This window comes from Mycolicibacterium doricum, assembly GCF_010728155.1.
GTDB lineage: Bacteria > Actinomycetota > Actinomycetes > Mycobacteriales > Mycobacteriaceae > Mycobacterium > Mycobacterium doricum.
Map to the genome: position 1 here is coordinate 2,123,541 of NZ_AP022605.1, position 13,050 is coordinate 2,136,590.

General features: G+C 66.2%; 14 protein-coding genes, 1 tRNA gene and 1 pseudogene. 7 read left to right on the top strand and 9 right to left on the bottom strand.

What is annotated here, in order from left to right; all coding sequences use genetic code 11:
• The first annotated feature begins 94 nt into the window (after positions 1 to 94).
• The 7 genes and pseudogenes from G6N07_RS10475 (at position 95) to G6N07_RS10500 (ending at position 5,127) form a co-directional block, all read left to right on the top strand.
• On the top strand, positions 95 to 415 hold the full coding sequence (locus G6N07_RS10475; RefSeq protein ID WP_133055583.1) for a hypothetical protein: 321 nt from the start codon (positions 95 to 97) through the stop codon (positions 413 to 415).
• 183 nt (positions 416 to 598) lie between these two features.
• Positions 599 to 844: a type II toxin-antitoxin system Phd/YefM family antitoxin gene (locus tag G6N07_RS10480; RefSeq protein ID WP_372507558.1), complete on the top strand. Its 246-nt coding sequence runs from the start codon at positions 599 to 601 to the stop codon at positions 842 to 844.
• On the top strand, positions 841 to 1,230 hold the full coding sequence (locus G6N07_RS10485; protein ID WP_085192809.1) for a type II toxin-antitoxin system VapC family toxin: 390 nt from the start codon (positions 841 to 843) through the stop codon (positions 1,228 to 1,230). Before G6N07_RS10480 ends, G6N07_RS10485 begins: the two co-directional genes overlap by 4 nt.
• 694 nt (positions 1,231 to 1,924) lie before the next feature.
• Positions 1,925 to 2,188, top strand: a complete 264-nt coding sequence (locus G6N07_RS10490; protein WP_235849952.1) for a type II toxin-antitoxin system TacA family antitoxin — start codon at positions 1,925 to 1,927, stop codon at positions 2,186 to 2,188.
• Between the two features lie 36 nt (positions 2,189 to 2,224).
• Entirely contained in the window at positions 2,225 to 2,704 is a 480-nt protein-coding gene (locus tag G6N07_RS10495; RefSeq protein ID WP_235849950.1) for a GNAT family N-acetyltransferase, read from the top strand.
• Positions 2,705 to 2,896: 192 nt separating this feature from the next.
• Positions 2,897 to 3,400 (top strand): annotated as a pseudogene (locus G6N07_RS20980) (TOTE conflict system archaeo-eukaryotic primase domain-containing protein).
• Complete coding sequence (locus G6N07_RS10500; protein WP_244949061.1) at positions 3,391 to 5,127, top strand: DEAD/DEAH box helicase; 1,737 nt, start codon at positions 3,391 to 3,393, stop codon at positions 5,125 to 5,127. The pseudogene G6N07_RS20980 and the gene G6N07_RS10500 overlap by 10 nt, the downstream one beginning before the upstream one ends.
• Before the next feature lie 251 nt (positions 5,128 to 5,378).
• Here the strand turns inward: G6N07_RS10500 and G6N07_RS10505 are convergent.
• The 9 genes from G6N07_RS10505 to G6N07_RS10545 all read right to left on the bottom strand — a co-directional run bounded on the left by G6N07_RS10505 (position 5,379) and on the right by G6N07_RS10545 (position 12,990).
• Positions 5,379 to 5,452 (bottom strand) — tRNA-Pro (locus G6N07_RS10505).
• Positions 5,453 to 5,784: 332 nt separating this feature from the next.
• Positions 5,785 to 6,552 carry a sulfite exporter TauE/SafE family protein gene (locus G6N07_RS10510; RefSeq protein ID WP_179960034.1) on the bottom strand — a complete coding sequence of 256 codons (768 nt, stop codon included), beginning with the start codon at positions 6,550 to 6,552 and terminating at the stop codon, positions 5,785 to 5,787.
• A gap of 50 nt (positions 6,553 to 6,602) precedes the next feature.
• Entirely contained in the window at positions 6,603 to 7,541 is a 939-nt protein-coding gene (locus G6N07_RS10515; protein WP_085192805.1) for a sulfite exporter TauE/SafE family protein, read from the bottom strand.
• A gap of 213 nt (positions 7,542 to 7,754) precedes the next feature.
• Complete coding sequence (gene der, locus G6N07_RS10520; RefSeq protein WP_085192804.1) at positions 7,755 to 9,170, bottom strand: ribosome biogenesis GTPase Der; 1,416 nt, start codon at positions 9,168 to 9,170, stop codon at positions 7,755 to 7,757.
• The gene (cmk, locus tag G6N07_RS10525) at positions 9,167 to 9,853 is read right to left on the bottom strand and encodes a (d)CMP kinase (protein ID WP_085192803.1); all 687 of its coding nucleotides are present in this window, start codon (positions 9,851 to 9,853) and stop codon (positions 9,167 to 9,169) included. The genes der and cmk overlap by 4 nt, the downstream gene beginning before the upstream one ends.
• Positions 9,850 to 10,593: a pseudouridine synthase gene (locus G6N07_RS10530; RefSeq protein WP_085192802.1), complete on the bottom strand. Its 744-nt coding sequence runs from the start codon at positions 10,591 to 10,593 to the stop codon at positions 9,850 to 9,852. Before G6N07_RS10530 ends, cmk begins: the two co-directional genes overlap by 4 nt.
• Complete coding sequence (scpB, locus tag G6N07_RS10535) at positions 10,590 to 11,297, bottom strand: SMC-Scp complex subunit ScpB (protein ID WP_085192801.1); 708 nt, start codon at positions 11,295 to 11,297, stop codon at positions 10,590 to 10,592. Before scpB ends, G6N07_RS10530 begins: the two co-directional genes overlap by 4 nt.
• Positions 11,294 to 12,121, bottom strand: a complete 828-nt coding sequence (locus tag G6N07_RS10540; RefSeq protein ID WP_085192800.1) for a segregation/condensation protein A — start codon at positions 12,119 to 12,121, stop codon at positions 11,294 to 11,296. Before G6N07_RS10540 ends, scpB begins: the two co-directional genes overlap by 4 nt.
• The gene (locus G6N07_RS10545; protein WP_085192898.1) at positions 12,118 to 12,990 is read right to left on the bottom strand and encodes a ParA family protein; all 873 of its coding nucleotides are present in this window, start codon (positions 12,988 to 12,990) and stop codon (positions 12,118 to 12,120) included. Before G6N07_RS10545 ends, G6N07_RS10540 begins: the two co-directional genes overlap by 4 nt.
• Between the last annotated feature and the right edge of the window lie 60 nt (positions 12,991 to 13,050).

Here is a 13,050-nt window from a genome sequence, read left to right on the forward strand (position 1 = left end):
GGCGGGGCTGGCGCGGACCGACGAACTTGTCGGTGGCGGTTCGTGTCGTCCTCCCATGGCAGCGCGGCGACAGTCTCAACCGAGCGATGGTTCGGTGCTGGTGGCTATCTTCGTGCTGCTCTTCGTCATCGGCCTGGTGATCAAGTACATCCGGTGGTTCGTCGGTGCGGCCGCTCTGGTCGGGTTGTTCTTCGTCGGCCGGGCCGTAGCACGCAAGGTCGAGGAACGTCGAGAGCTGGAGGCGGAGTCCGCCGCTGAGCGCCCCGTCAGGGCCAACGGATGTACCCGTTTAGCGGCGACACAGGCGGGGGCCAACAACGCCCCCGGACCGGTCGCGAAGCGCTGTGCCCCTCCCGTCGGTCATCGGTGTACACCCGCACTGAGGCGGGCTGGGCCACGCGAACCAACACCGTGACGTGGGCCACGGACAGCTCTGCCGGCCCGCTTGCGCGGGGCCTGTCGAACGGGCAGCCCAGTGCCATCGTCGGTCATCGGAAGCCATTGTCTCTGCGGCCGCCGACATCGCGCGGCGTGGACACACGAAGTGTTCGAGCTATTAACGCTAGCGTGAAGCGCGCAACCGTGTATCCTCGACCTTGTGACCGTGGAAAAAATCTCGAGCACTGACGCCAAGAACCGGCTCAACGCGCTGCTCGCCGACGTCGAGCGCACCGGGAAGACGGTGATCATCACCAACCACGGCCGCGATGTCGCCCGCCTGGCACCCGCGACCCCAACACCGCGGCAATTCGGTCAGATGCCGAAACTGTCCATTCCGGAGGGCTTCGACGAGCCGCTGCCAGATACCGAGCTGGCACGCTGGGAGGGCGACAAGTCGTCGTGAACATCCTCCTGGACACTCATACGCTGCTGTGGCTGCTCCATGAGCCCACCACGCTGGACCCCGAAGCCCTTGTACACCTGGCAGATCCCGCAACATCTGTTTGGGTGAGCGCAGCGTCAGCATGGGAGATCGCCATCAAGACTCGGCTCGGCCGGCTTGACGGCGCAACATTGTTGGCAACCTGGATCAGCCAGCTCGAGGCGATGCGCGTCGATGACCTGCCGATCGATTCCGGCGACGCAATCCTCGCGTGGCGACTGCCCTGGGAACACCGTGATCCGTTCGACCGGGTGATCGTTGCCCAGGCGCTGCGCCGCAACCTCACCCTCGCCACCCGCGACGCGACGATCCTCGCGGCGGCGCTGACACCGACGCTGAAAGCCTGAACCGATCATGCCCAACAACGCCTTGATACCGGCCGATTGCGCGTCGAAACCGGTCCCGGCACAACGATTTGGCGCGGCCGCCATCCTGGTCAATGCCGATCCGCCCGGGGGCGCCCCTGCCCAACAGCGCGCGTTGGCAGATCCGATGCAGAGGCGATCATGAATCACCCGGCTGCGCCATTCGTGCTGCCTGCCCACACGCGACGTTGCCGCCGTCGGAAGGTGCTACCGGCATGAAGAAGAGTTTTCCCTATCGATCTACTCCGACGCTCAGCGCGAAGACCTGCGCGCCGCCGCGCTTCCCTATTCGGCTGAAGCTTGGCCCACTGAAATCCGCTTGGGACACTGCTGGCCCACTGGCCGAGACTTGCGCCGATCCGATGAAGCAGGAACCCGCCCACACTGGTCGGGTTTTTTGAGTCGGGCTGACAGGATTTGAACATGCGACCACTTGGCCCACAGAAAGTAGCGGTAGTGCGTTTTCCCAGCTCGCCGGGGCTGCCGCGGCCTGACCCGCGGTGTGTGACGTTCCACAGATGCGCAGGTCGTTCAGCATCGCTCATAGCATGTGGCCCGCGTGGTGCCCATGCTGGCCGCAACCCCGCTAGCCCTGTACGTACATTCGCCGTACCATGAAGTGATCGACAGCTGCGAGCAGAGATGACTGAGGAAACAAGGAGGTGTCGCTGTGGCGATGAAAACGAAGCGCATCGAGCTTCGCGCGGAGCAAGCGACCTTAGATCGCATCCAACGCGCCGCCCACCTTGTCCATGAGCAGACGTCGGAGTTCGTACGGAAAGCTGCGATGCAACGGGCCGAAGACATCCTGCGTCAGGAGCTGGTAACGGCAATGGAGCCCGAACAATTCGACAAACTGATGTCCTCGCTCGACGCCGCTGACGACGCGCCGCGGCTAGCGGCAGCCGCACGCAAACCAGCGGTCTTCACCAGGCCTTGAACAATGTTCGAGTCCGCGCGACTCACTGACCCACACATGCTGGAAGGATTCGACTGTGGTAAGGAGTCGCTGAATACCTGGCTTATCGCCCACGCCCGTCGCGCGGACAGCAGCGGAGTCGCGTACGTCTACGTGTGGACTCCGCTGGGCGAACAGAAAGTCAGCGCCTATTTCGCCATCTGCCCCACCGAAGTAGTACGCAATGACGACGGCGTCTCGGTATCCATGGCCGGCGGCTATTCCCGCGTACCCGGATACTTGATTGCCCGCCTGGCGATCGACACGTCGCTGCGGGGTCAGGGATATGGCGAGCAGCTGCTCCTCGACGCACTAGGCAAAGCCGTCGCCGCATCGGAAATCGGCGGCGGCCGGCTCATCGTCGTTGATGCGATAGACGACGAGGCACAATCCTTCTACGAGCACTACCACTTCGTTCCAGTCAGGAACCGCGAGCGTCGTCTGGTCATGAAGGTGTCCACAGCGGCGAAAGCGCTCGGGGAGCGCTGGCGGGAGTAAACCCCCCGCCGAAGAATGTGCTGCACAAAGGAGTTGACCGTTAGCGGTGGCGAGAGTTTCCCTGGTGAGTTGGACACGCTGCGCGCCGACAATGTGCGTTTGTGTCGTCTTCTTCAGTTGAGTGAGGAACAGGCACGCGCAGCCGCCAGTGACCAGGCGACACTGACGGGAGCGCCGACCTCACCAGTGACAATGGGCTCCAGCTCCGCCGACAAGGTGCGGTTCTTCTTCGAGTTGTTCCGTTGTCGCACCGATGTTTACGCGCTGCGCTGGGAGAATCGTCGAGATGGGCGTTCAGGTTGGATGCCGGCGATCAAAGGCTATTGGCGCAAGGGTATGGATCGTGCCGATGCACCTTACCTTCCGCTGACCCCGGAGGTCGTTGATGCCCACCTGCGGGGCGCGGCACACATCGGCCTTTATCCGCTCAGCGATGAGGACACCTGCTGGTGGGTAGCGGCCGATTTCGACAAGTAAGCCGCGATGCTCGACGCGCTCGCGTACATGAAAGCGGCTCGGTCATATGAAATTCCGGTTGCGCTGGAGGTATCACAATCCGGGCGCGGAGCTCACGTTTGGATCTTCTTCGCTCATGCGATCTCAGCATCAGTCGCCCGCAGAATCGCTACAAGTCTGCTGAGTGAGGCATTTCGCCTGCGTGGCAGCATGCAACCCTGCGTGGCAGCATGCAACTGAGTAGCTATGACCGTTTGTTCCCATCCCAGGACTTCCACACCGGGCGAGGGGTGGGCAATCTGATCGCCGCACCAATGAACGGTAAGCGCCGTCAACACGGCACCACCGTCTTCCTCGATCCCGCCACCCTCGAGCCATACGAGGATCAGTGGGCCTACCTGTCAAGCATCGCCCGATTGTCCACCAAAGACGTGACCGCGTTGGCGCGCCAACTTCCCGACCCACAGATCGGTCACGATGTCCGGCGTCTGCAGCTACCGACATCGTCGCGCGTTATCCCACGGCCGGCGGCCATCGTGCGCGCAGAGTTCGCATCACGACTCACCTTGACCACCAATGACCTTGGCCCAGCGATGATCTCGGCCGTCAAACATGCCGCATCGATACGCAACCCGGAATTCGATGCGCGCCAACGTGCCCGCCGCAGCACCTGGGACACACCACGGTTCCTCTACAGCTACGACGAAACCGCTGACGGTGATCTCGTCCTGCCCCGCGGCCTCCATCCTCTGCTGACCGAACTCGTCGAATCGGCCGACAGCACGCTACACGTCGACGACAGACGCATCCTCGGTCAACGCCAAAAGTTCACTTGCAGCACGCCGTTGCGCACCGTTCAGGCCACCGCACTGCACCAACTCCTGGAGCACGACACCGGTGTCCTCATCGCCCCTCCGGGCACGGGAAAGACTGTTATCGCCTGTGCGGCAATCGAGTCACGAGCTACCGCGACCCTGGTCCTGGTCGATCGCAAGGCCCTGGCCGATCAATGGCGCGACCGGATCAGCAGCCACCTGAGGTTCGCATGCGGTCAGATCGGTGGCGGGCGTTCGAAAACCACGGGCATCCTCGACATCGCGCTGCTGCCGACGCTTGCCCGCCGCGACAACGTCGAGGACATCACCGCAAACTACGGATTCGTCATTGTGGACGAATGCCACCACGTCGCCGCCAGCGCGTTCTTCGGCGTCCTGAGCCGCATAGCCGCGCGGTACTGGCTCGGCCTGACCGCCACGCCGGAGCGCCGTGACGGGCTCGAAGACCTGATCTATCACCAACTCGGATCCAACCATGTGGCCATCGAGCCGCCCAGTACCGGACAGTTCCCGGTCGACGGTTCCGATCTACTGACGCCCCACCCGGTTCTGCACCTGCATCCGACCGAATTCCAATACTGTGGCGACGCCGACCCCACCGCACCCGGTGGAATGGCCGAAATCTATCGAGCCCTCGTCGCTGACCGCACTCGACTCGAGCAGATCGTCGACGACGTGCTGACCGCCTCCGAAAACGGAGCCAACATCCTGGTGCTCACCACCTGGGTCGAACACCTCAACGCCATCACCGACCAGCTACGGACCGCCGGAAAGACCGTCACCGTTCTCAGCGGCGGCATGAAGGCTCGTGAACGCCGACAGATCGCCGACCAACTTACCAACCACACGCCGGATTCGGATTCACTCCTGATCGTCGGCACCAGCTCGTTCATCGGGGAAGGCTTCGACTGCCCCGCTCTCGACACACTGTTCCTGGCAGCGCCAATCACCTTCAAGAACCGCCTCGTGCAATACATCGGTCGCGTGACCCGTCCCTACCCCTCGAAGACCGCCGCAACCGTGCACGACTACCACGACGAGCTCACCCCCGTCATCGCCTCATCGCTGAAGAAACGAACACCCGGCTACCTCAAGATGGGCTTCCCCGACCCGCGCAAGATGAGCCGATAGAACTCGATGCCGCAGATGCAGCACTTGACGATCGGTCAGTTCCGGCGCGAGAACAGCGGCCCGATCGAGCGGCATAACCTGCACAGCTGCGCATAGCGTGCATGACGTGCGGTCCAACGGCCTGAAACTCCCGAACACAAGCACCGAACGCTTCGCCAACACCCCTGTGGTCCCCATCGCGGCCATCACCTCGTGCGCCTATGCTGAAGCGCTCGCGCCATAACCGCAGGTCAACGCATATTTCCGCTCTGTCGGGCTGACAGGATTTGAACCTGCGACCACTTGACCCCCAGTCAAGTGCGCTACCAAGCTGCGCCACAGCCCGTTGCCGCGGGATTGCTCCTTCGGCAGCACGTGAGCCTACCGCACCTCCCGACGCGATTCCCAACCGATTCGCCGTCGTGCTGTTTCAGACGCTAACCGCCATCCACGGCGTGAGCGGGCCACCGAAGAACCAGCGACCTCGACGTGTCGGCGTCGTACCAGCCGCTGATGATCCTCGGCAGCCACGCCCGTCAACGCGGATATGACTACGCAAACCCACCGAGTGGTATGCCGCCGCCTACATTAAGGTGAGCGGCCACTGCAGCGACTGCGCGTACGACCCGAGGAATCGCCTCGCCGAGGTGGGCGCCGGGCAAAGGCGCGCACGAGGTTCTAAACCGCCATCAGCCGCCACAGACCGATCAGCCCCACCACGACGATGACCGCGCGTAGCGCATTCTGCGACAGCCGGCGGCCGTAGTGCGCACCGAAGAATCCGCCGATCAGCGAACCGGCCGCGATCAGCCCGGCGGCAGCCCAGCTGATCCGGTCGAACGCCACCAAGGTGTAGGCGACGGCCGCGACGATGTTGACGATCAGCGACAGCACGTTCTTGGCGGCGTTCATCCGCTGCATGTCTTCGGGCAGCAACGCCCCCATCACGGCAATCAGCAGAATGCCCTGCGCCGCGGTGAAGTATCCGCCGTACACGCCGACGGCGAACGTCCCTGCCACCAGGGCCACCATCCGCGCAGCGCTCACGTGGTCGGCCGACCGTCCGCTCTGCTCGGCCCGCCGCCGTGCCCACGCCTGGATTCGCGGGCCGACCACGACCAATGCCAGCGCGGCGACCAGCAGCCCCGGCACCACCTGGGTGAAGACCTTCTCGGGAAGGTGCAGCAGCAGCCACGCCCCGCTCAGCGCGCCGACCAGTGAGGCGGGGATCTGCCAGCGCAGCCGGTGCCACTGCCCGCGCAGTTCGCGGCGGTAGCCCCAGGTGCCCGACATTCCCCCGGCCACCAACCCGACCGCGTTCGACATGGTCGACGTCACCGGCGGGTAGCCGAGCGCGACCAGGGTCGGGAACGTGATCAGCGTGCCTGACCCGACGATCGCGTTGATCGCGCCTGCCCCCACACCCGCCAGCGCGATGAGAACCATGTCGATGACCGGCACGCGGGGAACCCTAGTGCCAGCCCCTCGAACCGCCCTCAGCGCACCTCGTCGGCGGTCTCCGCGGGCTGCTCGGCGACCGTCGCCTGCGATTCCAGCTCGCGGGGAACGTATGCCGGGGCGCGCATGATTCGCCACGCCAGCACCAGGAAGACGGCCCAGGCCACCACGATGATCGAGTAGATGAACGACGACCACGGCCACCCGATGCCGAAGTAGTGCACCAGTTTCTGGGAGTTCGTGAGGACGATGACGCCGCCGACCGCGGTGCCCAGCAGCGCGGGGCTGACCCGGCTGACCAGAAAGGCGGCCAGCGGTGCGGCGATCACCCCGCCGATGGCCAGCGCCACGACGACACCGAAGTTCTGGAAGAACTGCTCTCGCAGACCGACCAGGAAACCCAGCGAGGCGGACAGCGCCACGAGGAATTCCGAGGCGCTGACTGAGCCGATGACCGTGCGCGGCGCCGTCTTACCGCTGGAGAGCAGGGTGCTGGTGGTGATCGGGCCCCATCCGCCGCCACCTGAGGCGTCGATGAACCCGCCGAACAGCCCCAGCGGGGTGAGGAACTTGGCTCCGTGCTTCGTACCGTCGCCGCCGATCACCGGCGGGGTGCGCAGCGAGAAGCGCAGCAGCACGTAGGCCCCGATGCACAGCAGGATCGCCGCCATCAACGGCGCGGCGTCCTCCGTCGACAGCGCCGAGAGCACGTTGGCGCCGACGAAGGCGCCGATCGCCCCGGGCACACCGAGCTTGGCGACGATCGACCAGTCGATGTTCTTGAACCGCCAGTGCGAGATGCCGGAAGCCAGCGTGGTGCCCACCTCGGCCAGGTGCACCGCGGCACTGGCCTGGGCGGCGGCCACGCCGGACAGCACGAGCAGCGTCGAGGCGGTGACACCGAACGCCATCCCGAGTGCACCGTCGACGAGCTGGGCGCCAACCCCGACGAAGGCAATGATCAGTAGCGAACGCATGGGTCCGGCTTTCGACTCCGCGGCGCCTGAGCAAGGCAGCCTGAACGATCAGTGGGCGCGTATTCAGGGGCGCTGACAACACCACTCGTCGAAAGCCATCAACCGGCGCGACGGCCAGAAGGGCTGAAGGGCGCAGACATGCGACGGTGCGGCACGGAAGGCCCGTTCAGCCACCGTCGTCCCCTCTCGTCGCCTGCTGATCAGCTCACTGTACTAGCGCGGTCGGAAGCCACGCTTCTCGCGTACCCGAACGTTGATCCGGATCGGGCTTCCCTCGAAGCCGAACCTCTCGCGCAGTCGCCGCTCGAGGAACCGCCGATAGCCCGCCTCGAGGAATCCGCTGGTGAAGAGCACGAACGTCGGTGGACGTGCGGTGGCCTGGGTGGCGAACAGGATTCTGGACTGCTTGCCGCCCCGCACCGGGGGCGGCGTGGCGGCCACGATCTCCTTGAAGAACGTGTTCAGTCGGCCCGTCGGGATCCGGGCGTCCCACGACTGCAACGAGGTTTCCAGGGCCGGCACCAGTTTCTGCACGGCCCGGCCGGTCATCGCCGAGATGTTGACCCGCGGCGCCCACTGCACCTGCGCCAGTTCGCGGTCGATCTCACGGTCCAGCAGGTAGCGGCGGTCATCGTCGACGAGGTCCCACTTGTTGAAGGCGAGCACCAGTGCGCGCCCGGCCTCGATCACCATCGACAGCACCCGCTGGTCCTGTTCGGTCAGCGGCTGTGAGGCGTCGATCAGCACCAGCACCACTTCGGCCGCGTCGATGGCGCCGTGGGTGCGCACTGAGGCGTAGAACTCGTGGCCGCTGGCTTGGCCGACCTTGCGCCGCAGACCGGCGGTGTCGACGAACCGCCACGTCTTGCCGCCGAGTTCGATCAGCGAGTCCACCGGGTCGACGGTCGTCCCGGCGACGTCGTGAACCACCGAGCGTTCGTCACCGGCGAGCCGGTTGAGTAGCGAACTCTTCCCCACGTTCGGTTTGCCCACGAGCGCGACTCGGCGCGGGCCGCCGCCACCGCCGCCGACCTCCGACACCTCCGGCAGCTTCTCGAGCACCCGGTCCAGCAGATCGGCCACACCCCGGCCATGGATGGCGCTCACCGAGTGCGGCTGACCGATGCCCAGCGACCACAGCGCCGCCGCATCGGCCTCCCCGCGTTCGGTGTCGACCTTGTTGGCCGCCAGGAACACGGGTTTGCCCGATTTGCGCAGCATCCGGGCGGCGGCTTCGTCGGCGGCGGTGGCACCGACGACCGCGTCGACCACCAGGATGATCGCGTCGGCGGTGCGCATCGCGACGGTCGCCTGGTCGGCGACCAGTTGTTGTAGGCCCTTGGCGTCGGGCTCCCATCCCCCGGTGTCCTGGACGACGAAGCGGCGTCCCGCCCATGTCGCGTCATAGGAGACGCGGTCTCGGGTGACGCCGGGGATGTCCTGCACGACCGCTTCACGGCGGCCCAGAATGCGGTTGACCAGAGTAGATTTGCCGACGTTGGGCCGGCCGACGACGGCCACCACCGGTGGCGGGGCGGCCGCCTCCTCGATGGCCTCGGCGACCTCCTCGCCGGCCCACTGCTCCCAGTCGCGTTCGTCGACCCAGGTGCCGTCCTCCGGTGACGTCATCGCCGCGCTCCCGCCCTCTGGTGCACCAGGTCCTGCAGGTGCGCGATCACTTCGGTCTCGGTCATATCGCTGGTGTCGACGACCACGGCGTCTTCGGCGGCCCGTAGCGGTGACACCGCCCGGGTGGAGTCGAGGTGGTCGCGTCGTCGGACGTCGGCCAACACGGAGGCGTAGTCGTCGGTCAATCCGCTGTCGATGTTTTGCGCGTTGCGCCGGCGCGCCCGCTCCTCGGCCGAGGCGGTGAGGAAGATCTTCACGTCCGCGTCGGGCAGCACCACGGTACCGATGTCGCGTCCCTCCACGACGACGCTGCGGGATCCGTCGGCCAGCCGGCGCTGTAGGTCCACGAGCCGCGCTCGCACCGCGGGGACCGCGGACACCGCCGACACCGCCCGGGTGACGGCGTCACCACGTATTTCGGCTGAAACATCTTCTCCTGCAAGCAGACAGCGGTCCTCGTCGGGGTCGTAACCGACCGCGAGCTCCACCTCGTCGGCCGCCGCGGCCACCGCGTCACCGTCGGACGGATCGATGCGCGAGCGCAACACCGCCAGGGTCACGATGCGGTACATCGCCCCGGTGTCGAGATAGCGCGCACCGAGGGCACGTGCCAAACCCCTTGACACGGAGGACTTTCCGGTTCCAGCGGGGCCGTCGACGGCGATCACCGTTCGGTCGGTCACATCCCCACCGCCTTGTACAGTTCACCGATCTCCTTACGGGTCAACACCCGAATACTCCCGGGGCGCTGCTCACCGAGCGAGACCGCCCCGATGTCGGTGCGCACCAGCTCCTGGACCGGGAATCCGACCGCCGCCAACAAGCGACGAACGATACGCTTGCGGCCCTCGTGCAGGGTCACCCGGACCATCGACCGGCCGGGCAGTGCGTCGACGACCGCGAAGTCGTCGACACGGGCGGGTCCGTCGTCCAGCTCCACCCCGGCGCGCAACTTCTTGCCCAGCCCGCGCGGGACGGTGCCCAGCACGGTCGCCACATAGGTCTTCGGCACCTCATAGGACGGATGCATCAACCGGTGCGCGAGTTCGCCGTCGTTGGTCAGCAGCATCAGCCCCTCGGTGTCCGCGTCGAGGCGCCCGACGTGGAACAACCCCTTGTTGCCGCGCACCCGGTGTTCGACGAGGTCGCCGATGCAGGGCCGGCCGCGATCGTCGGACATCGTGGAGTGCATGCCGCGCGGCTTGTTGATCGCCAGATGCACCAGAGTGTCGTCGAGCAGGACCCGGGTGCCGTCGACCCGGATGTCGGCCGTGCCGGGATCGACCCGGGTGCCGAGTTCGGTCACGATGAGGCCGTCAACCTCGACGCGACCGTCGAGGATCATCTTCTCTGCGACGCGGCGGGACGCGATTCCCGCCTGAGACAACACCTTCTGCAGTCGGACACCATCGGGTTCGGTCATCGGTCATCCTTGTCCACGTCGTAGGACATCGGCTGTCCGGTGGGTGCGGGCACGCCGCCCAGTTTCATGAACCTCGGTTCGTCCGCGAGCGATTCGCTCAGATCGTCGATCACGTCGACCTCGGGCAGCAGCGGCGCGATGTCGGGCAGATCGGCCAGCGAGGACAGCCCGAGCCGCTCGAGGAACAGCTCGGTCGTCGCGAACGTGACCGCGCCCGAGTCCGGATCGGTGCCGGCCTCGGTGATCAATCCGCGGGCCACCAGCGTACGCATGACCGCGTCGACGTTGACCCCACGGACCGCGCTGACCCGCGCGCGGGTCACGGGCTGGCGGTAGGCCACCACGGCCAACGTCTCCAGCGCCGCCCGGGTGAGCTTGGAGCGGGCGCCGTCGAGCAGCAGCCGCTCGACGTACGGGGCGTAACGCGACCTGGTGAACATCCGCCAGCCCCCGCCGGCTTCGCGCAGGTCGATACCGCTGTCCCGGGCGGCCAGATCGGCGGCCATCTCGGTGAGGGTGGTGACGATCCGGTAACCAGGCTGCTCGGTGACCACGGCCAGCTGGTCGACGGTCACTGGGGTGTCCACGACCAGGAGCAGGGCTTCGAGCACGTTGCGCAGTTCGGAGTCGTCGAGCTCGGGGGCGGTCGCGACGCCGATGCCGATGCCGATGCCGAGGTTGCCATCGGAGATCTCGTCGGTCATTGCTCTCGTTGTTCTCCCGCGTCGACGGTTGCCAGTTGTTCGTTGGTCGGCCGATCCCCGGTCCACGAAACCTGGAGCACACCAAGCGGTTCTGCCTGCTCGAATGCTACCGTCCGGGCCCGGTACAGCTCGAGCAGCGCCAGGAAACGGCCGACGATCTCGATGCCACCCTCACAGTCGGCGACCAGATCGGTGAACGTCGCCCACTGGCCGACCCCCCGCTGCTCGAGCAATGCCAGCAACCGCTTGGCCTGCTCCGGCACCGACACCGACGAGGCGTGCAGGTGGTCGGTGCGAACGCTCGGCACCGGCCGTGGGGTGAGCGCTGACGCCGCGATTTCGGCGAACCGCTCGGCGTCGACGCCCAGCATGACCTCGGGCAGCAGCTCGCTGTAGCGCGGCTCCAGCGACACCGCGCGCGGATAACTGCGCAGTGCGGCCGCCTCCAGTTCGGCGAATATCACCGCGACGTGTTTGAACGCCCGGTATTGCAGCAACCGGGCGAACAACAGGTCACGCACCTCCAGCAGGGCGAGATCCTCTTCGTCCTGGACCTCGCCGGCGGGCAACAGGCGGGCGGCCTTGAGATCCAACAGCGTGGCGGCGATCACCAGGAACGCCGTTGTCTCGTCGAGTTCGAGCTGCGGGCCGATGGCCTTGGTGTAGGCGATGAAGTCGTCGGTGACCTGGTGCAGCGCGACTTCGGTGACGTCGAGCCGGTGGGCGAAGATCAGCTGCAGCAGTAGATCGAACGGACCCTCGAAATTGCTCAGCCGGACCTGGAACCCGCGCTTGTCTGGCTGATCGGCGTCCTCGCCGCTCACGCGCCGAACCGGTCGATGACTTCCCGTGCCAGCGCCCGGTACGCCTCGGCGCCGGCCGACTTCGGTGCCCACGTCGTGATGGGCTCCCCCGCGACGCTGGTCTCCGGGAAGCGCACGGTGCGGGTGATGACGGTGTCGAACACCAGGTCACCGAACCGCTCGACCACCCGGGCCATCACCTCCCGGGCGTTGACCGTGCGCGGGTCGTAGCGGGTCACCAGGATACCGCTGATGTCCAGCTTGGGGTTGAGCCGGTCACGGACCTTGTCGACGGTGTCGGTGAGCAACGCCAGGCCCCGCAGCGAGAAGTACTCGCACTCGGTGGGGATGATCACGCCGTCACTGCAGGCCAGCCCGTTGACGGTGAGCAGTCCCAGCGACGGCTGGCAGTCGATCAGCACGTAGTCGTAGCGATCGAGCACCGGGTACAGCGCACGGCCCAACGTCTGCTCGCGCCCCACCTCGTTGACCAGCTGGATCTCCGCCGCCGACAGGTCGATGTTGCTGGGAACCAGGTCGAGGCCCGCGACACGGGTCTTGATGAGGACCTCGTCGATCGACACCCGAGGTTCGACCAGCAGGTTGTGCACGGTGTGGTCCAGTTCGTAGTGCGGCACGCCGAGCCCGGCGGAAAGTGCACCTTGCGGGTCGAGGTCCACCAGCAGCACCCGCCGGCCGTATTCGGCGAGGCTGGCGCCGAGGTTGATGGTCGAGGTTGTCTTGCCGACGCCACCCTTCTGGTTGCACATCGCGATGACCTTGGCCGGTCCGTGGGTGCTGCGAGGTGCGGGTTCGGGTGTCGAGCGGTGTGGCCGTCCGGTCAGGCCCTTCGCCACGGGCGCGTCGGCACCTGCGGCGTCATCGGTCATGCCGGACCGCCGGCGGCCGGGCACTCCACACGCAGGGCGAACATCCGGTTGAGTTTAACG

What these genes read in the sequence shown, in the direction of transcription:
- G6N07_RS10530 (WP_085192802.1), bottom strand. Translation starts at nt 10,593, where the DNA reads ATGACCGAACCCGATGGTGTCCGACTGCAGAAGGTGTTGTCTCAGGCG.
- G6N07_RS10510 (WP_179960034.1), bottom strand. Translation starts at nt 6,552, where the DNA reads ATGGTTCTCATCGCGCTGGCGGGTGTGGGGGCAGGCGCGATCAACGCG.
- der (WP_085192804.1), bottom strand. Translation starts at nt 9,170, where the DNA reads ATGACGTCACCGGAGGACGGCACCTGGGTCGACGAACGCGACTGGGAG.
- G6N07_RS10490 (WP_235849952.1), top strand. Translation starts at nt 1,925, where the DNA reads ATGAAAACGAAGCGCATCGAGCTTCGCGCGGAGCAAGCGACCTTAGAT.
- G6N07_RS10515 (WP_085192805.1), bottom strand. Translation starts at nt 7,541, where the DNA reads ATGCGTTCGCTACTGATCATTGCCTTCGTCGGGGTTGGCGCCCAGCTC.
- scpB (WP_085192801.1), bottom strand. Translation starts at nt 11,297, where the DNA reads ATGACCGACGAGATCTCCGATGGCAACCTCGGCATCGGCATCGGCATC.
- G6N07_RS10545 (WP_085192898.1), bottom strand. Translation starts at nt 12,990, where the DNA reads ATGACCGATGACGCCGCAGGTGCCGACGCGCCCGTGGCGAAGGGCCTG.
- G6N07_RS10500 (WP_244949061.1), top strand. Translation starts at nt 3,391, where the DNA reads ATGCAACTGAGTAGCTATGACCGTTTGTTCCCATCCCAGGACTTCCAC.
- G6N07_RS10495 (WP_235849950.1), top strand. Translation starts at nt 2,225, where the DNA reads ATGCTGGAAGGATTCGACTGTGGTAAGGAGTCGCTGAATACCTGGCTT.